This window comes from Bacillus cereus group sp. Bc061, assembly GCF_027715825.1.
GTDB classification, from domain to species: Bacteria; Bacillota; Bacilli; order Bacillales; family Bacillaceae_G; genus Bacillus_A; species Bacillus_A paranthracis.
Window position 1 is genome coordinate 19888 of record NZ_JAQFTZ010000007.1, and the last position, 23743, is coordinate 43630.

Below are 23743 nucleotides of genomic sequence, written 5' to 3' on the forward strand. Positions count from 1 at the left end.
GTTACAAATGATATTCACCTTAAAAAGTGTGCATTTGTGTCTATTTTTTAACAATATCTCAAAAACTATTGCCTTCTATAAATTAATAGGTTTATATTGTTTTATTGGCATAGTTTCAATCCAAGGAGAAAGGAGATTTTCAATCGTGCAACTAAAGAAAGCGTTTTGGAAGTTGGCTTCGCTTCTTCCGTTATCATTACTTCTGTTCCTCGGTGGCTGTGATAAAAAACTCGCAGTATTAAATCCGCAAGGACCTGTTGCAAAAGCACAGTATGATTTAATTGTTTGGTCATTCTTGCTTATGTCATTAATTATCGCAATTGTATTCATCTTGTTTACAGTCATCTTGATTCGTTATCGTGAAAAACCAGAGAATATGGACTATGAGCCACCTGAACAACACGGTAACACATTATTAGAAATCATTTGGACGCTTGTTCCTGTTATTATCGTTATCGCATTATCGATTCCAACAGTAAAAGCAACTTATGCTTCGGAAGAGGTTCCGAAAGAGTCCAAACATATTAAACCAGTGGAGATTTATGTTACATCTGCAAACTGGAAATGGTTATTCAGTTACCCAGAGGAAAAAATTGAAACCGTTAACTATTTAAACATCCCAGCTGGTGTACCAATTCAATTCAAACTGACTTCTGTCGGCCCAATGAATGCTTTCTGGGTACCAGAACTTGGTGGTATGAAGTACACAATGGATGGCATGATTATGGACCTTTATTTACAAGCTGACAAACCAGGTTCTTACCTAGGTCGTAGCGCGAACTTCTCTGGTGAAGGATTTACTCACATGGAGTTCGAAGTTGAAGCAAAAACTAAAGAGAAATATGACAAGTGGGTTAAAGAAGTACAACAAACTGCTCCTAAACTAACAGAAGATAAGTACAACGAAATTGTTAAACCTGGTGTAGTTGGTCGTATGACATTCTCTAGCCATCACTTAAGTTATGTAGATCCAAAATCACTTGAATATTGTGATTACAACTACTACAAAAACAAAAAATAATAGCTATAATTCCAACAGATTGGAGTGAACACAGTGAAGCTTGATGAATTCTTTGTCACAGGTGACCCGATTATTTACGGTGCAGACGCTTCTATCGTTCTTGTGACATTAGCAATCATTTTCGTACTAACTAAGTATAAAAAATGGAAATGGCTTTGGGACGAATGGTTAACAACTGTTGACCATAAAAAGATTGGGGCCATGTATATTATCTCTGCGGTTATTATGTTATTCCGTGGTGGTATGGACGGTTTAATGATCCGTGCACAGTTAACATTCCCTGAAACAACTTATTTAAACGCTGAACACTATAACGGAATCTTCACAACACATGGTACAGTTATGATTCTTTTCATGGCGATGCCATTCGTTATGGGATTAATGAACCTTGTAGTACCATTACAAATTGGTGCTCGTGACGTTGCATATCCGTTCTTAAATGCTTTAAGTTTCTGGTTATTCTTTGTCGGAGCAATGTTATTCAACATCGCTTTCGTAATCGGTGGTTCTCCAGACGCTGGGTGGACTTCTTACTTCCCAATGGCAGGTACAGAGTTTACTTCTGGTGTAGGAAATAACTACTACGCAATTGCATTACAGATTTCAGGTCTCGGTACGTTAATGACAGGTATTAACTTCCTTGTTACTATCTTAAAAATGCGTACACCTGGTATGACTTTAATGAGAATGCCAATGTTTACTTGGTCAATCTTAATTACAACGATTATCATTATTTTCGCTTTCCCAGTATTAACAGTTGCTCTTGCATTAATGACATTTGACCGTCTATTCGATGCTCACTTCTTTACGATGGCGAGCGGCGGTATGCCAATGTTATGGGCCAACCTATTCTGGGTATGGGGTCACCCTGAAGTATATATCGTTATTTTACCGGCATTCGGTATTTTCTCTGAAATCATTAGTACATTCTCACGTAAACGTCTATTCGGTTACAGTGCGATGGTATACTCAATGGTTGCAATTTCTTTACTAAGTTTCGTCGTATGGCTTCACCACTTCTTCACGATGGGTGCAGGTCCAGCGGTTAACTCATTCTTCTCGATTTCGACAATGGCGATTTCGATTCCAACCGGGGTTAAGATCTTTAACTGGTTGTTTACACTGTATAAAGGACGTATTCGTTTTACAGTTCCAATGCTTTGGTCATTGGCATTTATTCCAAACTTCGTAGTCGGTGGGGTTACAGGGGTTATGCTTGGTATGGCAGCAGCTGATTATCAGTACCATAACAGCTACTTCCTAATCGCTCACTTCCACTACGTATTAATCGCAGGTACAGTATTCGCTATGCTTGCTGGATTCACATTCTGGTATCCAAAAATGACTGGTCATATGTTAAATGAACGCCTAGGTAAATGGACATTCTGGATCTTTATGAGCGGATTCAACATCTGTTTCTTCCCAATGTACTTCTTAGGTTTAGACGGTATGACTCGTCGTATGTACACTTACTCTGAAAGTCTTGGATGGGGATGGCTAAACCAAATCGCATCTGTTGGTGCGGTAATGATGGGTATCGGCTTCCTACTTCTTTGCTACAACGTAATTTGGAGTGCTCGTCACGGTGAACGTGACACAACTGGAGATCCATGGGACGGCCGTACACTTGAATGGGCAACTCAATCTCCTGTACAACATTACAACTTCGCGAAACTTCCTGAAATCAAAGAAGCTGATGCTTTCTGGTACATGAAAAAACGCGGAGAAACAGTTACACCAGCAGCAGAAGATATTAAACCAATTCACATGCCAAGTAACTCTGGTGTGCCTATTATTGCGTCTGGATTCTTCGGTCTTGCAGGTTTCGCATTAGTATTTAGCTGGTTCTGGCTTGCAGCAATCGGCGGCATTGGTATTTTAGCTTGCTTAATCTATCGTTCATTCGATTACGATGAAGGTTACTATATTAGTGTTGATGAAATTAAAAAATCAGAACATGTAGCATGAGAGGTGAAATGATATGGCGGCTTTAGACAAAAGCTTACCTTTGGAATATCAATCCGAACAAAGCAGATTGAATATCCTAGGATTCTGGATTTTTCTTGGGGCTGAAATTATGCTGTTCGCAACACTTTTCGCCTCTTATCTAGTACTTGCTGGTCGTACGGCAGATGGCCCAACACCAGCACAACTGTTTGAACTTAAAACGCTTTTAATTCAAACATTATTACTTTTAACAAGTAGTTTCACATGTGGTATCGTGATTCACGAAATGCGTAAGCACAACCAAAAAGCAATGCTTGGATGGTTCGTCCTTACATTACTTTTAGGTGCAGGCTTCCTATTCTTCGAGATTGAAGAGTTCATTATGTATATTGGTGAAGGCGCAACAATTCAAACAAGTGCTTTCCTATCTGGATTCTTCGTTCTTCTTGGAACGCACGGAGCCCACGTAACAGGCGGTATCATTTGGGCAATTTGTGTTATTATCCAAATTTTAAAACGAGGTTTAACACCAGTTACAGCTCGTAAAGTATTCATTATCAGCTTATACTGGCATTTCCTTGATTTAGTTTGGGTCTTTATTTACACACTAGTTTACTTGAACGGGATGGTGGCGTAAATGGGTCAAAATAACAATCAAGCAAACGGGCATGCGCATAGCGGATTCCCTTGGTCACACGTTTTCGGATTTATTTTATCGCTTGCACTAACGTTTCTAGCTCTATACGTGGCACTTTACTCAGACCTGCCACTTTCAACGATCTTAACAACTATTATCGTAATGGCTGTTGCGCAAGCTTTGTTACAATTAATTATGTTCATGCATTTAAAAGAAGGAGAAGGAAGAGTTCAAGTTCTTACTATGATTTACAGTTTCTTCGTTGCAACTGCAACAGTTGGTTTAACTGTATGGATCTTCTTCTCAATGTAATGTACATGAAAAGACTGCTGAGAAATCTCAGCAGTCTTTTTTTATTCCCTCCCCTATTACATCCACATTACGGAATTAACAACAGAATCATGAAAAATATACTTATTATGACAAATGTTAAGAAAACTCTTTCTTTATGAAATCGAATCCATATGCGTTGCTTTTCTACCTATTATATGGCTAAATAAGTACTATATTTATTTGAAGGGAGAGAACGCAATGGAACATCACACTTCTGTTCTATCACTTATGGTTGTCGTTGCAATCGCGTTTTTCGTTCCCCTTTTGTTACAACGCTTTAAATTAAAAGCACTTCCTGTCGTCGTTGCAGAAATCATCGCAGGAATCTTTGTAGGTAAAAGTGGGTTTAATATTATTGAGCCAGATATGTGGCTTCAAGTCTTATCGACACTAGGATTTATCTTTCTTATGTTTTTAAGCGGTTTAGAAATTGATTTTTCTATCTTTAAACAAAAAGGGAAAAAGAATACGACAAACGAACCAAACACATTTCAAGCAGCAAGCATTATCTTCTTATTTATTTTCATCTTATCTTATGCCCTATCACTACTATTCGTATGGCTAGGATTTGTAGATAATGCAATGTTTATGACTTTAATTATTTCAACAATTTCTTTAGGTGTTGTCGTACCAACATTAAAAGAAAATAACTTAGGAAAAACCGCAATCGGACAAATCATTTTATTAGTCGCTGTTATTGCCGATTTAGTCACAATGATTTTACTTGCTGTATTCGTCGGATTAAATTCCGAAAGCGGCCAAAGCATGTGGCTCCTTCTTCTTCTATTCGGCGCTGGTATTGTTATTTACTTCGTTGCAAAACGTTTTAAAAACATTCCATACTTAGATAGCTTAAAAGCTGGTAGTGTACAAATTGATACAAGAGCTGTTTTTGCACTCATCTTAATATTAGTTGGGTTATCTGAATCCGTTGGAGCCGAAAATATTTTAGGTGCCTTCTTAGCAGGTGTACTCGTATCATTATTATCACCAAATGAAGATATGGTTGAAAAACTGGATTCTATCGGATACGGTTTCTTCATTCCTATTTTCTTCGTAATGGTTGGTGTAAATTTAGAGGTCTGGTCTATTTTCAAAGAACCTTCTAGCATGCTCATGATCCCAATTTTAATTGTAGGACTCTTTATTTCAAAACTGATACCATCACTCGTCTTACGAAAATGGTATCCACGTAATATCGTACTGGGGAGTGCCATCTTATTAACATCGACACTTTCTTTAGTTATTGCAGCTGCACAAATTGGTGAAAAACTAGGAATCATTAGTCCAAGTTTATCTGCCTCCCTTATTTTAAGCGCAGTTATTACTTGTATTTTCGCACCTATATTATTTAAAAAGATGTTCCCAAAAGTGGAAACACCAAAACCAAAAGTTTCAATTATTGGTGCGAGCAGAATTACCCTTCCGTTATCACTTGATTTAAAACGAGAAGATTATGACGTAACACTATATATGATGCGTCAAAATAAAATAAATGATGAGGAAGCGAAATCGCACGACTTCCCTATTGTGAAATTAGATGACATCACAATTGCATCATTAACCGAACAAACAGCATTTCATGCAGACCGCGTTGTTGTTGCAACAAGTGATGATGAACAAAACTTACTATTAGCAGAACATGCAAAAGAACTAGGTGTTGAACATGTTATTGCAAGTGTAGAAGATCCGCTTCTACAAGAAAAAGCAACACAAGAACATATCGCCGTATTCTCAACCATTAACTCTACACGTATTCTATTACGTGCATTAATTGATAAACCGAGTCTCGTTCGCTTAATTACAACAGCAAACGAAACAGTCCGTGAAGTTGAACTACGAAGCAATAAATATAACGGCGTTGCACTTCGTCGCCTTCCGTTTCTAGGTGATGTACTAGTCATTCAAATTTATCGTGGGAATAAAGCATTAATCCCGCATGGTGATACAAGACTACAACACGGTGACACATTACTTGTAACAGGCTCAAAGGAACATATCGATACACTAAAAAGCATATTAGAATAGAAAAATGCCCCTTACATAATTAAGGGGCATTTTTTTCCATTGCATATGGTAAAATGTTACTATCACATATTATGAGGATGGATTACATTATGTCTATTATAACTTTAGCTCTCTTATTATTAGCAGAAATACTCGTTGCCATTATTCTCATCGGTGTTAGCATTGAAATTTGTAGTTACGGATGGAAAAGATCAAATGGAATAAAATACTCTTGCCTCTTACTTTCACTCCTTCTCGGAACCGCTAGTATACTCGGACTTTTCGCCGCACCTGCCTATTTCTTTATACAATTAACAGAAAAAGCCTTATAAGAAAGGATGTTAATATGATTACCGTGAAAAATATTGATGGATCTGAAACTTACGTATTACGTCAAAAAATTTTGCGCCCGAATCAAACATTAGCAGATTGTAAATACCCTTCTGACTATGAAACAGATACCTTTCACTTAGGCGCATTTATAAACGATCAACTTATTAGTATCGCTTCTTTCTCAAAGGAAATGCATCCCGACTTACAGGCAGGTATGCATTATCGTCTACGAGGAATGGCCACATTGCCTGAGTTTCGAAACAACCACGCTGGAAGCTCCTTAATTCAGAAAGCAGAACAAATCTTACAAGAGCGTCAAGCAAATATATTATGGTGTAATGGCCGAATTACTGTAGCTGACTATTACAAGCGCTTAGGCTTCCAAGAACATGGTGAAATCTTTGAAATTGAACCAATTGGCCTTCATAAAGTACTGTATAAAAGAATATAAGAAAAGCTTTCCGCAATACGGGAAAGCTTTTCTTATATTTCAATCTTCACTTTTTATCTTTTTCATATATATGTATATAAACAGACTAGGAACTAAAAAACAAGCAAACATAATAAGTCCTGTCATACTAATTTCCTTTATCGAAATATCTGGTGTTACAACGATACAAATAGCTAAAATCCCAATAATAATACTTACCGGAATGAATAATAGTTTCATAAAATAGCTACGTGATACTCCCCCTGTATGCTCATACACTTCCACTGAATTTTTCAGATTTAAAAAGTTAATAACTACAATCCCACCCATAAATACCATTAATAAATCCGAAACACTTTCATATCCTGCATCTTGCAAAACGTAGCGATAAAAAACAATACCTAGTATGAAAATATTTTATAAGATGAAAACTAATCTAATATGTTTTAACCCCTCAATCATTAAACGTTCATCTTTCACAATTTTCATCGAATCACTCCTTTTCCTCCCAAAACAAATCATTCAAAGTTTTATCTACTGCATAACAAATTTTCAAACATAAATCTAAAGACGGATTGTATTTGCCCTTCTCAATTAAACTAATCGTTTGCCTTGTAACGCCTACTTTTTCTGCTAATTGTTGCTGTGTTAAATCTAACTGAACACGCGCGACTTTTATTTTACTTACAGCCATTCATGTTCCCCCTCCATCCATATCGTAACATATATATTCCATTAAGTAATTTATATTTTGCGTGACTGATTATAGTTTCACTTTATTATACACAAAAAAGGAGCCCCTCATAAGAAGCCCCCTCTCCTATATTATAAGAATAAATGACATCCAAATAAAATTGTAAATAAGTAGAGTAACGGATGTACCTCCATCCCTTTCCCTTTCACAATTTTTAAGACTGGATACACTAAAAATCCAATTGCAATTCCATTCGCAATACTAGACGTTAACGGAATACCAACGAAAATTAAAAATGCTGGTAATGCATCTTCAAATTCATTCCAATTAATATCACGAATACTTTGTGCCATTAAACTACCTACAATAATTAATGAAGGAGCTGTAATAGCGGCTACACTTGATAAAGAAGCAATAACAGGGCTGAAGAATGCTGTTATAATCGTTAGGCCAACTACTACAATACCTGTTAATCCTGTTTTACCACCTGCAGCAATACCAGCTGAAGATTCAATCGTCGCTGCTGTTGGGCTTGTCCCAAAGATAGAGCCTGTAGTACCGCCAATTGCATCCGCAATAAATGCTTTACCAAAACGTTTCTCTGTATTATCTGTAATTAAGCCTGCTTGTTTAATTAAACCGAGTAATGCTCCTGTTGTATCAAATAACAGTACAAGTAAAAATGAAAATACAACGCCATATAATCCGTATTCAATTACATCTGAAAAGGCGTTAATTGGATTTGAAACGATAATCCCCTCTGGTAAATGAGGCATCGCAACAATTTTATCCGTAAACTTCAGCTGCCCTGTAAAGAAGGCGATAATTCCTGTCACAATCATACTAATAAATAATGCACCGCTCACACGCAATGTCATTAATACCGCCGCTAAAATCAAACCAATTAAAGTTAAAATAACGGCTGGAGAATGGAAATCACCAATCGTAACTAAGTTAGATGGATGATCAACGATAATTCCAGATAGACGTAATCCAATAAAAGCAATAAATAACCCAATTCCACCTGCAATTGCATGTTTTAAACTATCAGGAATTGCGACAATAAGCTTTTGCCTAAATGAAGTGAAAGATAATAAAAGAAAAATGATACCTGTTACAAATACTGCTGAAAACGCAATAACATATGTAATCCCCTCTGCCTGTTGAACGACAGAATAAGCAAAATACGCATTCATTCCCATAGCTGGAGCAATAACAATTGGATAGTTAGCTAAAAACGCCATACATAGCGTCCCTACAACAGTCGCAATAATAGTTGCCGTAAAAGCTTGATCAAATGGTACACCTGCATCAGATAATATTTTCGGATTGATGACAAGAATATACGCAAATGTAAAAAAAGTTGTGATGCCAGCTAAAAGCTCTTGCTTCACAGAAGTGTTATATTTTTGTAATTGAAACATGGTTATGTACCCTTCCTACATCTGAATTATTATCACACATTCTTTTCTTACTAGTATGTGAGAAAATATAATACTTAATCTTAACAATCAATAAAAAGAAGAGTCAATATATTCGCTAATAGTTCGAATTTTAAGTTTAATTCTGACAAGTACAGATGTAGTACAGTTAATAATGATTATTTTTGTAGCATAACAGATGGAAATGTTTTATAATTTGAAATAGTTAAATATTTATTAAACGCATTCAAATATCGTTCACTCTACAAGGGGGATTCTTCTTATGCAGCACACAAACAAATCTGGAACTTTAAACCGAGGTTTAAAAGAACGACATATTACTTTAATGTCACTCGGTTCAGCTATTGGCGTTGGACTATTTTTAGGATCTGCTTCTGCTATTAAACTAGCTGGTCCTTCTATTTTACTAGGCTATATGATTGCTGGACTCGTTATTTTTTTCATTATGCGAGCACTCGGAGAAATGGCAATTGAACAACCTGTTGCTGGCTCTTTTAGTAAATATGCATATGATTATCTTGGACCACTAGCTGGCTATATTACCGGTTGGAACTACTGGTTCTTATGGGTTGTTACTTGCATGGCTGAAATTACGGCTGCTGGCATTTACATGCAGTACTGGTTCCCAGATATTCCGCGCTGGACTTGGGCTTTACTCGCTCTATTATTAATGAGTGCTTTCAACTTTTTATCTGTAAAAGTATTTGGAGAACTTGAATTTTGGTTTGCTCTCATTAAAATTGTCACAATTATCTGTATGATAGTAGTTGGGGCTGGTATTATTTTATTTGGCTTCGGAAACGGTGGTATCGCTACTGGCATTTCAAACCTTTGGTCACATGGTGGCTGGTTCCCAAATGGTTTTTCTGGGTTATTACTCTCCATGCAAATGGTATTATTCGCTTATTTAGGCGTTGAATTAATCGGCGTTACAGCGGGTGAAGCGCAAAACCCGAAAAAAACACTCGCAAAAGCAATTGATAACGTATTTTGGAGAATATTACTGTTCTACGTTGGGGCTCTATTCGTTATGATGGCAATTTATCCATGGAACGAACTTGGTGAGAAAGGAAGTCCATTTGTATTAACATTCCAGCAAATCGGTATCGCAAAAGCAGCAGGAATTATTAACTTCGTCGTATTAACAGCAGCTCTTTCTTCTTGTAATGGTGGTTTATTTAGTACAGGCCGCATGCTGTATACATTAGCTCAACAGAAAAAAGCTCCGGAAAGATTCGGTCGTTTAAATAAAAATGGCATTCCAAGTCAAGGAATTGTAGCAACAGCAATCGTTTTACTCGTTGGTGTTATATTAAACTATCTTGTGCCCGCAAAAGTATTTACATGGCTCACTAGTATTTCAACTTTCGGGGCAATTTGGACTTGGGGTATTATATTAGTCGCTCAAATTAAGTTCCGTAAAAGTTTGCCGACGCAAAACAAACAAAAGTTATCGTATAAAATGCCTTTATACCCATTAAGTTCATATTTCTCACTTGCTTTCCTTGCACTCGTATTATGTATAATGGCGTATTCAGAAGATACAAGGATTGCATTAATTGTTGGACCAATTTGGCTTATCGGTTTAGCTGTCGTGTATTACATGAAAGGTTTTCATAAAATTGATGAAACACCTAATTCAAAAATTGGTTAAGCAAAACATCCCTTCCTTATTACTTGGAAGGGATATTTTTATGCCTATATAAATATTTCTCAACAAATTTCACGGTATTTTTACAAATTTTTAATATTTTTTATGTTTTCCGTCTTTATTTTTACAGAAAAATAAATTACATTATTAAAGCACATATATTTATTATTAGGGGGATTCTTCTATGAAGAATAAAAAATGGATTACATTTTCTTTAGCAACAGCAATTACACTAAGCATAGGGGCTTCGTTCATACCATCTACTTATGCCGAAAGCTCTGTAGACCCAGCTCCTGAAATTGCTGCAAAAGTTGTAAATCAAAACAATGGGAAAAAAGTATTATTCGATAATACACACGGTCAAACTGCCGGGACTGCTGACTGGGTTATCGATGGTGGCTTTTCTGATTTCGGAAACGGCATTGCCCAAAACGGCTATCATGTAAAAGAACTACGTAAATCAACACCGATTACATACGAAGATTTAAAAGACTACAATGTGTTTATCGTTCCAGAAGCAAATATTCCTTACAAAAAATCTGAACAAGATGCTATGTTACAATACGTGAAAAATGGCGGTAGTATCTTCTTCATTGCCGATCATTATAATGCAGATCGTAATAAAAATCGTTGGGACTCTTCTGAAGTATTTAACGGATATAGACGCGGTGCTTGGGATAATCCAGCAAAAGGAATGTCTAACGAAGAAGCCAATTCACAAGCTATGCAAGGAGTAGAAAGCTCTGATTGGCTATCTGACAACTTCGGTATTCGCTTCCGCTATAATGCAATCGGTGATGTTTCCGCTAAAAATATTGTATCACCTGAACAATCATTCGGAATTACAGAAGGGGTTTCATCTGTAGCAATGCATGCTGGTTCTACTTTAGCAATTACAAATCCAAAACTAGCAAAAGGACTTGTTTATCTTCCAGAAAACCCAACAAAATGGAATAACGCTGTTGATAGCGGTGTGTATAACGGCGGTGGTGTTGCAGAAGGTCCTTATGCTGCTATCGCAAAAGTAGGGCTTGGAAAAGCTGCCTTTATTGGAGACTCTTCTCCTGTTGAAGATGCTACGCCAAAATACGTTCGTGAAGACTCTGGCCAAACAAAGAAAACTTACGATGGATATAAAGAAGAAAACGATGCGATTTTACTAGAAAATATCGTAAATTGGCTATCGAAAAAAGAGACATTTACAAGTTTAGACCAAGTAAATGGTTTACAACTTGATTTACCTACCACTTTACAAACATTTGAACAACCAAGCTTATCAACTGAGCCACAACCTGAACCTTGGAGTGCGCCAAATGCAGGTTATCAATGGTTTAATACAAATACTTTTAAACCTGGTTCATATGGCTATAACGGTGCAGTAACAGCAAATGACTACGTAGTTACACACCCTAGCACTCTACCAAACAATGAAGTGTTCCAAATCAAAATTCAAGTAAATAACTTATTACCAAACACAACATACAATAATTATTCTTTAGGTATATTCACTACTGGCGGTACACAAGTAGCAAAAGTTCAAAATACAAACGGCACTTGGCCATCTACTTTCGGATATAGTAGTGCATTTTCTTTCACAACAAACAGCTTAGGTTCTGCTGAAAAAATTGTGAACGTACAAATCGATCCAAATACGACTGGACAAGCAACACTTCGTCTACGTCAAAATACGACAGCGAAATATAGTGAGACTGTAACGATTAATAAGAAATAATGAAAAAGGCAATCCGGATATGGATTGCCTTCTTCTCATTTCTCTTCTTTTGAAAAAAACATTCTTGAAATAACGATACCTATACTACCTACTATTAAGAATAACACTGCCCTAATCATCATTGAAACTTCTGGTAAGTCTAGAAGAAATAGCTTTCCTATCGTTACGACTAACACGACTAAGCCGGCATATAATATTTCATTCATATTTTTATTCCGGCCAAGCCAAACTGCAAATAATGCATACACCATCCATAATAACGATACAGATACACTTATTATGCTTCCATCTGTGGACAAAACTTCACCGATTCTAGTAATTGTAATAAATACAATCACCATAAACCAATAGAGTGCTATAGAATACATATACTTGCCAAAGCTCGCTAATACTTCTTTCGCTTGTCTCATGCAATAATAGAACGTTCCTATTAAAATAAGATGAGCAACAAAGCCTGCTGAAATAAATTGATCAAACGGGCTAAAAATCGTCTGTATCATTCCAATTGCGTAAACCGTCGCACTAACATACAATTTTATCTGTTGTTTTCCTTTAATAGAAGTAAACATACCGAGGAAGCCTTGTAATAATAGTACAATCGCTGCATTCACTAAACTATACTCATATAAAATCGCTAAACTAAAGGCCCCCATTGCGAAACCAAATAAAAGATTTGTAAATGTAGAATGTCTATTCTTCCTATATTCAAACACGAACATAATAGCGTGCACGAGTGCACTTATCATTAATCCCCATGTTGTAAATTCATGTATTTTTGAAATAGCTAATATAAAAAAGACGGCATTCGCACTAAATATCGCCAAGCGTGGCTCTACTATAAAACTTCTCTCCGTAAACATATGCCAAAATAATAGTAAGTGAATTAAACCATAAACTACTGTTAACTGGACTTGCAAATCCTCTACTAACATTGACATAACAGCAAAGAAGACAAAAAGAACAATAGCAGCAACAACATAAGAAATCATATATAAATACTGATAACGATTTTTCAACGCATACCATAATAAGCTGAGCGTTAGTATCATCTCATATCCAAAGAAAATATACGGATTAGGAGTCGTACTATTTAATAAGAATGGCACGAAGAAAGCTCCTACCGCTACGAATATAGTAAGATATTCCGATTGATACTTCTTCGCTATATAAATACCTAAAATGACCCATGCAATATTACATACAAACGCAACACTCGCTGGAATAAATCCATATAAATAATGTGCCGCAAATGTCGTTAAAACTATACCCGTAATACTTCCTCCTGCTAGTACTAACCCTAATGCTTGCCGCTCGCGTTTAATTTGAATATCCCCTATATAATAAAAACCGATTGATAGGACAATACCAAACACAATTCGTATTGCTGGTGTTAATAATCCCGCATCTATCCCTGCTTTAAATAACCAAATTACTCCAAGCAACATAATACCGACAAATATGCGCGGTAACCACGTTTGGCAAAACTTAATAATATTAAATGGTTCTCGTTTAAAAGCAGATATATCCACTTGTTTTACCTCACGTTCTTGCACAGGTTCTTTTATTGTAACTACTTCTTCTTTTTGTTTTTCTTCCGTCACCGTTTCAATATATTCTTTCTTTTCCTTACTAACATGTTGCTTAGCATTTTCTGCTTCTATTTCTCTTTGTTTGGCTTTCAATTCAAAAAGTGCTTCTTGAATCGTTTCAATTGCCGTTTCGAGTGCTTCTATTTTCTTATTCAAATCCTCCTTCATACGCTCCCCCCTTATCCGTTCAAAACCTATATATTACCAATTACCTTTATCATACTCTTAGTCTATTCATTTTCAATACTATTTTTCCAAAAAAGAAAGGTGTTTTCCGAAATTGGAAAACACCTTTCTTTTTATTTATAATGATACTAACAATTACACTAAGGCAGAAACCTACAAGTGCTGAAGTAATGCTTGCTAAAACAAATTATTACTTTTCATGTATACAAAAGCCTGTTTATCCGCTTATCTTTTATCAATTTTTGCTGCAATCCGATTTCCAATGAATTGGACAGATTGGACAAGAATAACAAGCATAAGTACTGTAACCACCATAACGTCGGTTTGGAAACGATAATATCCAAATCGAATTGCTAAATCACCAATACCGCCTCCTCCAACAACACCTGCCATTGCAGAATAAGAAATAAAACTTACTGTTAAAACGGTTAAGCTTAATACAAGACCCGAACGTGCTTCAACGAGTAATACTTTCCGTACAATTTGAAGCGGCGTTGCTCCCATTGCTTCCGCAGCTTCAATTACTCCTTTTGGCACTTCACGTAATGCCTGTTCTACAAGTCTTGCAAAATACGGAATTGCTGCTACTGACAAAGGAATTGTTGCAGCAATTGGACCAATTGTTGTTCCTAATATGGCTCGTGTAAGAGGTACAAGAGCCACTAATAATATAATAAATGGGAACGAGCGAATAATGTTTACAATCCCGTTTAAAACACGATGAACAATGTTCTGTTCCAGAATTTGTCCTTTACTTGTAAAATATAAAATAACACCTAAAGGAACACCTAAAATAATTGCTGCTCCAACAGAAAGTCCAACCATTAACAATGTTTGCAAAAGTGATGTCCCAATCTCTGGAAGCAATGGGATGATGTTATTGAACATGTGCAATGCTCCCTTCTTGCTCTATGCCTAATAAAAGTTTCGCAATTTCTGAGGTTGGTTTTAATTGTTGATCATACAAATCAAATGATTCAACAACTTCTCCATCTTCCATAATTGCGACTTTATTACAAATTTGTTTAATGACATTCATTTCATGCGTTACGATTACAATTGTAACGCCTAATTCTCTATTTATTTTTTGTAAGAATTGCAAAATAGAAAGTGTTGTTTTCGGATCAAGCGCCGATGTTGGTTCGTCACAAAGTAATACTTTAGGGTTATTTGCTAATGCACGAGCAATTGCTACCCGTTGTTTTTGTCCGCCACTTAATTGTGAAGGAAAATGATGTACTTTATCACTTAAACCAACAATCTCTAAACATTCTCTTACACGATTTTCTCTTTCTTCTTTCGAAACTGATTTTAGCTCTAATGGTAAAGCGACATTATCTAATACATTTTTATTATGAAGAAGATGAAAATGCTGAAATATCATACCAATCGATTGTCTTGCCGTTCGCAAATCTTTCTTAGATAACTTTGTTAAATCATTTCCGTTCACAATGATTGCACCTGAATCTGGATTTTCCAATAAATTCATTGTACGTAACAATGTAGACTTTCCGGCACCACTTAATCCGGCAATCCCGTATATATCATATTCTTCAATTTGCAAAGAGACTGATTTCACCCCGTGAAATAAGCCTTCTTTCGTTTGAAAGGTCTTATTTACATCACGTAATGTTATCATTTCACTCACTCCTTTTCACTTGATTTAAAAGCATCTTCTGCTAGTAACGAAAGCGTTACATCATCCATTGGAGGGTTGTGCAAACCAGCTCGAACATTCAAATAATAGCGGTGTAATGGATTGGTTTCAGATAAGCTTTTAGCCCCTACAATTCGCATCGATTTATCAACAACTGATATCGCTGTATTTGTCGCAATATATTTTGCTGCTGCTAGCTCCGCCTGTAATGATTGTTTATCTTCTACATCATCATATTTTTTTGCGATTTGATATACAAACGTACGAGCTTGTAAGAGTTCTAGCTCTAACTCTCCTACTAACCTTCTAACATTAGGAAGCAAACTAATCGGGTGAGTTAAACTATTCGGTTGATATGATTTTGCAAAATCAATTGCATAATTTCTTGCGGCCTGTGCGATTCCTAAATAGCATGCTGGTATATGAAGTAACCATCCAATTCCTTTTGGTTTCGTCTTTGAATCTTTTATATCGGTTAAATACTTATTAGCAATCTCTACATTTTTTAATACAAGATCATGACTAGCGGTTCCACGCATCGCAACGCTATCCCATGTCTCTTCAATAAAAACGCCTTTTTCATGTCTTGGGATTACAAATTCTCCAATTTCTTCGCGCCCTTCTATGCTGGCTGATATGATGAAATAATCAAGTACAGGAGCCATCGTTGTAAAAGTTTTTCTCCCGTTTATTAGCCACTTATCACCCTTTTGAACAGCTAATGTTTCTGGTTTTCCACCACGCGTAGGACTCCCTGTATTTCGCTCTGTTGCAGCTCGGTTAAAAAGAGCACCCTTTTTTACTTCTTCACAAAGCCAGGAAAACATGTCAGGTTTCCACGACCGATTTTCAGCAAGTTCCTTAATAATTCCAAGATGCCACCCAATTGATAAAGCTGTCGCACCATCTCCTTCGGCAATCTTTTCTTGAAATAAAACAAAATCATATAAAGAAATAGATTCTCCTCCAACATCTTTTGGGAGTGTTAGTTTTGTATAGCCAATATCCTGTAAATCTTTCATATTTTCAAAAGGAAAAGAACCAAGCTCACTTAGTTGATGCTCTCTTCCTGCAAACTGTGGAATTAACTCCTTTAGCTTTTCTAATACAAGCAGTTGTTTTTCTGTTTCTACATACGTGATTGCCATATTGAAGCCTCCTTTTACTTTAAATAATCAGGTAAAACAAAACCGTTAAACTGTTCTTCAGATTCAATCATTTTTTTAAATTCTGGTGAATGATATGCCTCAATTAAATCTTTAACAAACGCTTTCTCTTTATCTTCATCACGAACAGTAACGATGATTCGGTGTTGTGATGGTGTTTTTTCTAATTCAAGCGCCTCTTTTAATTTATGTCCTGATGAAATAACAAGATTTCCGTTAATAATACCGTAATCTAGATCCTTCATAGCTCGCGGGATTTGTGGCGATTCAAGTGGAACCAGTTTGAAATTTTTCTTTTTATACGTCACGTCTTTTTCAGAAACCGTTAAAATATTTACATTGTCCTTTAACTTCACCCAACCAATTCCTTCTAAAATTCGTAATGCACGCTCTAAGTTAACAGGATCATTGGGTACTCCTATTTTCATACCATCTTCCAAATCATCTAATGATTTATGTTTTTCAGAATATACACCTTGGGGTGCTGAAGGGACTTGTATTACCCCTTTAATTTTCGCATTATTTTCTTTTGCGTAAGATTCCATAAAGGCAGTGCTTTGAAATATGTTTGCATCAATATCTTTACTTGTTAACGCTGGATTTGTTTCGTTTGGCGAATTAAACTCAACAATTTTAACTTTATATCCCTTCTTCTCTAAGTACGGCTGTATTGCTTTTTTCACCTGATCACTATACGGACCAGGTGTAAACCCTAAACTAATTTCTTTTTGATCCCCCGTTGTTGTTTGTGTGCAACCTGTAATAACAAACAAACTGCATACAATACTTACAAGTGCTAAAAATAAACGTTTCATCTCTTTTCCCTCCTAAATAAAAAAACAACCTTACATATAAGAAGGTTGTCGTTTTCTCCCTCTTATCTACTCGGAATTAGCACCTTGTTATTTTGTCAGGTTGCTGAAGCTTCATTGGGCCGTTCCCTCCACTTCTCTCGATAAGATTATATTGAATTGTTCCCCCTATTGTGCCACTATTCCGATTTAATTACAAGGTTTTTTTACGTTTTTTTCCATAAAATATAAAAGAACGCATCCAATAAAGCATATTAACCCTACAGGAAAAAGCTTTCTTTATCATTCCAACCTAGTAAATTGTTATACGCACATACACTTTTACCTGTTATTTTGCTTTAATAGTAATAACATCGAGCTATTCACTTTCAATACTATTTTTCAAAAAAGAAAGGTGTTTTCCAAAATAGGAAAACACCTTTCTTTTATTTCTTCTTATTTAATACAACACCAATACAAGCACCTATAATAGCTGGAACAATCCACCCAACACCTTCCATATAAAACGGAATGTATTTCAATACTGATGTCCACTGATTCATCATCACATTTTTATTGAAAATATCAACTGCACTAAACACCGCTACAATTCCAACAGTTACTGTATATACGTATGCATACTTCTCAATATACTTATGGAATAGCCCTAAAATAATAAGCGTTAATGCAACTGGATAAATAAATCCAAGAATCGGTACTGATACTTTTAAAATTTGTGTTAATCCTAAATTAGCTAAAATCATACTAACCAAACTTAATATAAATGCCCAAACTTTATAAGCTACTTTCGGAAATGCACTTGCGAAAAATTGACTACAAGATGTAACAAGTCCGATTGACACACATAAACACGCGATCGTAAAAATAAGACCTAATAAAACGACCCCGCCTTGCCCAAATAATGTAGTCATCACTTGCGCTAACACTTGCGCGCCATTATCAAATGTCCCCAATGAACCACTCATTGAACCGACATATCCAAGTATGACATAAATAATAGATAATAATAGTCCTGCACCAATTCCAGCAATACTCATATATTTCGCTAAACCTTTATCATCTTCAATACCTTTTGCACGAAGAGCATTTGCAATCACAATCCCAAAAATTAAAGCTGCTAATGCATCCATCGTTAAATATCCATCTAAAAACCCTTGGAACATAGGCGCTTGTCCATAATTTCCAGCAGCCTCTTTCACACTACCTACTGATGTAAACATGCTTTTTATAAAGATAAGAGCAATCATACCTAATAATAACGGTGTTAAAACTTTTCCGAACAACCCCATTAATTTAGACGGTGATAAACTTAACCAGTACACAATACTAAAGAAAATAACTGTGTAACATAATAAGACTACGCTACCCGCTTCCGGAAATAGCTGACCCGGTCCCATTTCAAAAGCTAGACTTCCTGCACGCGGAATACCAAGGCCTGGTCCAATAAATACATACACGATACACGGAAAGATAATGGCGAATGAAGAATGAACTCTACCCGCTAGCGTTTGAAAACTTCCTGCTTTTGCAATCGCAATAACTCCCAATATCGGAAGACCTGTTGCTGATATAATAAACCCTACTAATGAAATCCACACATGTTCTCCTGCTTCATACCCAAGAAAAGGTGGAAATATAAGATTCCCCGCTCCAAAGAACATCGAGAATAACATAAGACTAATAAGTAAAATTTCTTTTTTCTGTAACAATTTCATTTCTTTCTCCTTCTTTAATTTCATCTTTTATGAAATCAATTTCACATATAAAAAAGTGCAATAAACCGCTTCTTTACAAAGAAAACATAGTCCATAGTCTAACATAAAAGAAACACTCATTCTATAGCTATATCCCTTTTCCAATTTCTTCTGAAAAATCAACCTTTATTGACTTATAATAGTTAATAAAGTAAAATATTAAATGTACAAAATTATTAACTTTGTTTTTGTTTGTGTCAGGAGGAAAATAACATGGAATCAGCGATACAACTAGAAAGAGAACAACAAAGAAAAAAGAAACATCCTCCAGGTTTATACTTACTCTTCTTTACAGAAATGTGGGAAAGATTTAGTTACTATGGATTACGAGGATTATTAACATTATATTTAACGACAGCTTTAGTAAGCGGTGGTCTTGGGTTTAGTCCTGGATGGGCACTCTCTATTTACGGATTTTACACTGGAGCCTGTTATTTCACACCGATGATTGGTGGATACTTAACAGACCGTTTTCTAGGTAGACGAAAAGCGATCACAATTGGTGGTATAACAATGGCAATCGGTAACCTTACACTATTTGCCTTACAAAACCAAGTCGGCCTATACCTCGGATTAGCGCTTATTATTATCGGTAATGGATTCTTCAAACCGAACATCTCTACACTGGTTGGGGAATTATACGAAGAGAACGATCCAAAACGTGATAGTGCATTTACCATTTTCTATATGGGTATTAATGTCGGATCATTTTTAGCTCCACTCGTTTGCGGATTTTTATCAGAAAATTTATTCAAAACAACGGTTGATGGCGTTGTACATTACGGATTCCGTTACGGATTCTTAGCCGCTTCAATCGGAATGATCATTGGACAAATTTTATTTACAACACTATCCAATCGCTTCCTTGGTGATATCGGTAAAAAACCAACTCGCGATTTACAAACAACAGATGGACAACCATCAGTAGGAGATACACCTTTAACAAAAAAAGAAAAACAACGTACTGCAGTTATCGTCATTTTAACATGCTTCGTTGTCTTCTTCTGGGCTGGCTTTGAACAAGCTGGTAGTTCATTAACATTATATACAAACAAATTTGTAGACCGCTCTGTGTTCGGATGGGAAGTTCCAACATCTTGGTTCCAATCGGTCAATCCATTATTTATTATTTTACTTGCTCCAGTTATTTCGGCATTATGGGCAAAACTTGCAACTCGCAAGCGCGGGGATTTAAAAATCCCAACTAAAATGGGACTTGGTATGATCTTGCTCGGTATCGGTTATATCATTCTCGTTATTGCTACATTAAAAACAGGTAGTGATGAACATAACATTACAGAAAAAGCAAACTTACTATTTATCGTCTTTACGTATCTTTTCCATACGTTAGGTGAGCTATTCTTATCACCTGTTGGACTATCAATGGTTAGTGCGCTTGCCCCAGTAAAACTTGCTTCTTTATTAATGGGAGTATGGTTAGCAAGCTCAGGAATCGCTAACATTTTAGGTGGACAACTTGCAAGCTTCACAACTTCACTTGGATATGCTGAAGTATTTACAGTAATTGGCGCTGTAGCAATTGTATTAGGCTGCGTTTTATTACTAATTTCTAAGAAGTTAGTGAAATGGATGGATTAAAAAAGATGAGGGGAAATCCCTCATCTTTTTTATGCATTCTTACCTTTTTCTATCGCTTGTTCGTACAGATTTTTATGTTCTTTATATTCACTTGGCACAAAATTCTTATAGAAGAATGCAAGCCAACTGTCTCCTTTTTTATATCCTTCTTCTCTAATTTCTGCTGCTTTTTTATTTGATTTAAATCCTTCAATAAACCATTTCTTTAACGATTCATTTTTTTCATATTTAGCAGGAACTTTCAAATCATAGTTTTCAAATGCATACTTATAGCCAGCCTTTTCTACTGCTTTTTTTGTAGATTTATAACCCTTTTCATAAGCTGTTTCATACGCCTTCACGTACACATCTTTCTCTCTATTTCCGGGGTTCTTTCCGGCTAATTCCTTACCTGCCTTTTCCCCTAGTTCAGCTTGCTCTTTTTCAATTTTTTCTGTTCTTTCTTTATTCCCTACTTGGAAACCTTCTGCAAAATTCGGCTTAAACTCTGGAGCAATTTGACTATCTTCCATCGTCTCTTGTGCTAAACCTTGCTCTTTTCCTTTTTCAAAATTCGTTTTCTTCTGCTCTTCTAAAGACCAAGATGCAGCATAAGCAATTTTGAATGCTTCTTTATATGTATCTGATTTTCCAGCTAAATGTGATTCTGCATCATTTTTCCCTGCTTTAAAATCAATCTCTCCATTTTTTTGTCCCTCAAGCTGTCCTTTTTCCATATCAGCTTGACGTTGTGCTTCCTCTTGCTTACGTGCTTCTTCCGCTTTTCTTTGTTCTTCAGCTACACGTTGTCTCTCTGCCTCTGCTTTTCTTTGTTCCTCCGCTACACGTTGTCTCTCTTCTTCAGCTTTACGCTGCGCCTCTGCAGCACGTTGTTTTTCAGCCTCAGCATTGCGCTGTGCTTCTGCTTGTCTTTCAGCTTCTACAGCACCATTATTATTTTGACTAGGAGCTGGACTTGTTGCACCACTACTAGAAGCTGGCTTATTGTGATAATGATATTCCCCGTACTGCAATCCCCATTTTTCACAATTTGTACGACACGTATGTCCCCCATTAGCATCTGTACGTCCTGGATGCGCATAGGCTGAAATTGGAGCTACCAATAACGCTACACTTGTTGTTAAAAGAAGTTTCTTCACCTGTTGTTTCACTCTTGTTCCTCCCAAAATCTTGAATTCTAACTTTATTATACATAAATAGAAAAATACTTAAATACCAACTAAAATATTCTATTATTTCTCAACATTAGTAAAAAAGAAGGTCAACTCTTTAGAGAGTTGACCTTCTTTTTTATTTCTTCGCCTTCGTTCCTACTAAATCACCAGCAACAACATAACGTTTAGAATTATCTTTTACAGATACACATGTAATAAGTGTTATCTCATCTTTCCCATGATCTTCAACAACCTCCCATTTATCAGGAGTTACTTCAGATACACCAGTAACCGCATATTCATATTCGTTTTCATTATCATACAAATAAATTTTATCGCCTTTTTTTAGAGACGCTATATCACTAAATAAAACACCTTTTTTAGACATGTTATGTCCTGCTAATGCATAATTCCCTTTTCCCATTACTTGATTTTCTTTTACTGTTGCTGCACCTGATAATAGGTTTTTCTCAGTAGAAGACTTTAAAACAGGAAGTTCTAATGAAACACTCGGAATCGAAATACGACCAATTACTTGTTTCTTATCTAAAGATGCGTTCGCTACTTCTGCCAAGTCTGGTTGATTAATTTTCGAAGCATCTACAAATTCTGTCTCATGTTTTTCATAATCCATTTTTTGAACAGCCTGTACATTTTCAGTCTGTTTCTTTTCAGCTTGATATCCATCATAAAATGGTTTGCCGATTAATACACCACCTACAACAAATAGGAGGATTGCTACTATACTATAAATTCTTTGCTTATTCATATACAATTCCTTTCCGTTACAAAATCTTACTCTATTTAAAATGATAAGATAATATTGCTATATGTACAAGTGTAAGCTGAAAAGAAACCTTCTTGCTGATGCAAGAAGGTTTCTTTTTAAGCGATTTTATTTCGATATAAAGATACGTGGAAAATTGTCATTTGAATAAAGAAAATACTAAATGCAATATATATTGGATATGCAGGAACATATAGATTAGCAATTGGAGAAAGCGTTAAAAAACCAACCGCACAAGGCAACACGTACCATAGTGACATAAATGTAGTACGACAAGCCTTTTCTGTAATCGCCTTTTCCCGCTCGTCTTCTTGAGGAAATAACAGTGGAAACATCCAATATGATAGCTCTTTATATTTTTTCTTTTGAATTTTATAAAGAACAGTCGATACAATACCAAATATTAAAAGCAATCCTATTGGCATTAAACTCACCGAAACTTCAAATGGTACCCTCTTCGTTTGAATAAAATTAGCAACTTCGATAGTAAAATAATACAACTCAATAAATGCCCAACCTGCTAATACCATTAAAAGTACATTCAACATATAGGAAAATACAAGTCTATTCATCCTCTTCCCCCTCCTTATTTAAAACAAACACATCTTCCATCTTGAGCTCGAACACATCGCAAATCGTAAGCGCTAATAACAATGACGGAACATAATCCCCTTTTTCAATTGCCGCGATTGTTTGTCTCGTCACTCCAACCTTTTCTGCTAATACACTTTGCGAAAAATTAAACCGAGCTCTTAATTCCTTCACTCTATTTAAAATGGTCAAATTTACCACCTCTCACCATCATTGTATGC

Annotated in this window: 22 protein-coding genes, 1 pseudogene and 1 riboswitch; of the genes and pseudogenes, 10 read left to right on the plus strand and 13 right to left on the minus strand. The window is 36.0% G+C overall.

The features are described 5' to 3' along the window. The first annotated feature begins 145 nt into the window (after positions 1–145). The 7 genes from PDQ40_RS20230 (at position 146) to PDQ40_RS20260 (ending at position 6729) form a co-directional block, all read left to right on the plus strand. Positions 146–1021 carry a cytochrome aa3 quinol oxidase subunit II gene (locus tag PDQ40_RS20230; protein WP_001176167.1) on the plus strand — a complete coding sequence of 292 codons (876 nt, stop codon included), beginning with the start codon at positions 146–148 and terminating at the stop codon, positions 1019–1021. A gap of 33 nt (positions 1022–1054) precedes the next feature. Beyond that, positions 1055–2989, plus strand: coding sequence for a cytochrome aa3 quinol oxidase subunit I (qoxB, locus tag PDQ40_RS20235; RefSeq protein ID WP_000762372.1), 1935 nt, complete (start codon positions 1055–1057; stop codon positions 2987–2989). A 13-nt stretch (positions 2990–3002) separates the two neighbouring features. Next, positions 3003–3605, plus strand: coding sequence for a cytochrome aa3 quinol oxidase subunit III (qoxC, locus tag PDQ40_RS20240; RefSeq protein WP_000729317.1), 603 nt, complete (start codon positions 3003–3005; stop codon positions 3603–3605). Beyond that, entirely contained in the window at positions 3606–3917 is a 312-nt protein-coding gene (gene qoxD / locus PDQ40_RS20245; RefSeq protein ID WP_000531376.1) for a cytochrome aa3 quinol oxidase subunit IV, read from the plus strand. It begins immediately after the preceding gene. Between the two features lie 219 nt (positions 3918–4136). Further along, entirely contained in the window at positions 4137–5966 is a 1830-nt protein-coding gene (locus PDQ40_RS20250) for a monovalent cation:proton antiporter family protein (RefSeq protein WP_000399983.1), read from the plus strand. Between the two features lie 53 nt (positions 5967–6019). Then, a complete protein-coding gene (locus PDQ40_RS20255) occupies positions 6020–6277 on the plus strand; it encodes a DUF4022 family protein (protein ID WP_001996702.1) in 258 nt (85 codons plus the stop codon). 14 nt (positions 6278–6291) lie between these two features. Next, complete coding sequence (locus PDQ40_RS20260; protein ID WP_214328595.1) at positions 6292–6729, plus strand: GNAT family N-acetyltransferase; 438 nt, start codon at positions 6292–6294, stop codon at positions 6727–6729. Between the two features lie 39 nt (positions 6730–6768). Here the strand turns inward: PDQ40_RS20260 and PDQ40_RS20265 are convergent. The 3 genes and pseudogenes from PDQ40_RS20265 to PDQ40_RS20275 all read right to left on the minus strand — a co-directional run bounded on the left by PDQ40_RS20265 (position 6769) and on the right by PDQ40_RS20275 (position 8826). After that, positions 6769–7197: pseudogene (locus PDQ40_RS20265) on the minus strand (hypothetical protein). A gap of 4 nt (positions 7198–7201) precedes the next feature. After that, positions 7202–7402, minus strand: a complete 201-nt coding sequence (locus tag PDQ40_RS20270; RefSeq protein WP_000301182.1) for a helix-turn-helix transcriptional regulator — start codon at positions 7400–7402, stop codon at positions 7202–7204. A 131-nt stretch (positions 7403–7533) separates the two neighbouring features. Further along, on the minus strand, positions 7534–8826 hold the full coding sequence (locus PDQ40_RS20275; protein WP_000487209.1) for an NCS2 family permease: 1293 nt from the start codon (positions 8824–8826) through the stop codon (positions 7534–7536). Positions 8827–9106: 280 nt separating this feature from the next. Here PDQ40_RS20275 and PDQ40_RS20280 point away from each other — a divergent pair, with 280 nt between their 5' ends. Together PDQ40_RS20280 and PDQ40_RS20285 are read left to right on the plus strand one after the other, a co-directional pair. Beyond that, entirely contained in the window at positions 9107–10498 is a 1392-nt protein-coding gene (locus tag PDQ40_RS20280; protein WP_001164905.1) for an amino acid permease, read from the plus strand. Between the two features lie 181 nt (positions 10499–10679). Next, positions 10680–12227, plus strand: coding sequence for a DNA-binding protein (locus PDQ40_RS20285; RefSeq protein WP_076855565.1), 1548 nt, complete (start codon positions 10680–10682; stop codon positions 12225–12227). A 35-nt stretch (positions 12228–12262) separates the two neighbouring features. Here the strand turns inward: PDQ40_RS20285 and PDQ40_RS20290 are convergent, their stop codons facing one another. The 6 genes from PDQ40_RS20290 to brnQ1 form a co-directional block, all read right to left on the minus strand. After that, a complete protein-coding gene (locus tag PDQ40_RS20290) occupies positions 12263–13984 on the minus strand; it encodes a DUF2339 domain-containing protein (protein WP_000656719.1) in 1722 nt (573 codons plus the stop codon). Positions 13985–14227: 243 nt separating this feature from the next. After that, on the minus strand, positions 14228–14890 hold the full coding sequence (locus PDQ40_RS20295) for a methionine ABC transporter permease (protein ID WP_000482880.1): 663 nt from the start codon (positions 14888–14890) through the stop codon (positions 14228–14230). After that, positions 14880–15641, minus strand: a complete 762-nt coding sequence (locus tag PDQ40_RS20300) for a methionine ABC transporter ATP-binding protein (protein WP_002170327.1) — start codon at positions 15639–15641, stop codon at positions 14880–14882. The genes PDQ40_RS20295 and PDQ40_RS20300 overlap by 11 nt, the downstream gene beginning before the upstream one ends. A 5-nt stretch (positions 15642–15646) precedes the next feature. After that, a complete protein-coding gene (locus PDQ40_RS20305; protein ID WP_001018851.1) occupies positions 15647–16807 on the minus strand; it encodes an acyl-CoA dehydrogenase family protein in 1161 nt (386 codons plus the stop codon). Between the two features lie 14 nt (positions 16808–16821). Further along, positions 16822–17640, minus strand: coding sequence for a MetQ/NlpA family ABC transporter substrate-binding protein (locus PDQ40_RS20310; protein ID WP_000825291.1), 819 nt, complete (start codon positions 17638–17640; stop codon positions 16822–16824). A 59-nt stretch (positions 17641–17699) separates the two neighbouring features. After that, positions 17700–17787, minus strand: a riboswitch (SAM riboswitch). 275 nt (positions 17788–18062) lie between these two features. Continuing rightward, complete coding sequence (brnQ1, locus tag PDQ40_RS20315; RefSeq protein WP_000771680.1) at positions 18063–19352, minus strand: branched-chain amino acid transport system II carrier protein BrnQ1; 1290 nt, start codon at positions 19350–19352, stop codon at positions 18063–18065. Positions 19353–19604: 252 nt separating this feature from the next. On the opposite strand from brnQ1, the gene PDQ40_RS20320 reads away from it, so the two are divergent. Next, positions 19605–20990 (plus strand): peptide MFS transporter, encoded by a 1386-nt coding sequence (locus PDQ40_RS20320; protein WP_000443153.1) that lies wholly within the window; start codon positions 19605–19607, stop codon positions 20988–20990. 29 nt (positions 20991–21019) lie between these two features. On the opposite strand, the gene PDQ40_RS20325 is transcribed toward PDQ40_RS20320, so the two are convergent. From PDQ40_RS20325 to PDQ40_RS20340, 4 genes are all read right to left on the minus strand, one after another. After that, on the minus strand, positions 21020–22141 hold the full coding sequence (locus PDQ40_RS20325) for a YHYH domain-containing protein (RefSeq protein ID WP_000813414.1): 1122 nt from the start codon (positions 22139–22141) through the stop codon (positions 21020–21022). A 139-nt stretch (positions 22142–22280) separates the two neighbouring features. Next, positions 22281–22913: a class A sortase gene (locus PDQ40_RS20330; RefSeq protein WP_001041721.1), complete on the minus strand. Its 633-nt coding sequence runs from the start codon at positions 22911–22913 to the stop codon at positions 22281–22283. Between the two features lie 116 nt (positions 22914–23029). Further along, positions 23030–23503, minus strand: coding sequence for a hypothetical protein (locus tag PDQ40_RS20335; protein ID WP_001081111.1), 474 nt, complete (start codon positions 23501–23503; stop codon positions 23030–23032). Then, the gene (locus tag PDQ40_RS20340; protein WP_000154009.1) at positions 23496–23714 is read right to left on the minus strand and encodes a helix-turn-helix transcriptional regulator; all 219 of its coding nucleotides are present in this window, start codon (positions 23712–23714) and stop codon (positions 23496–23498) included. Before PDQ40_RS20340 ends, PDQ40_RS20335 begins: the two co-directional genes overlap by 8 nt. Positions 23715–23743 lie beyond the last annotated feature (29 nt).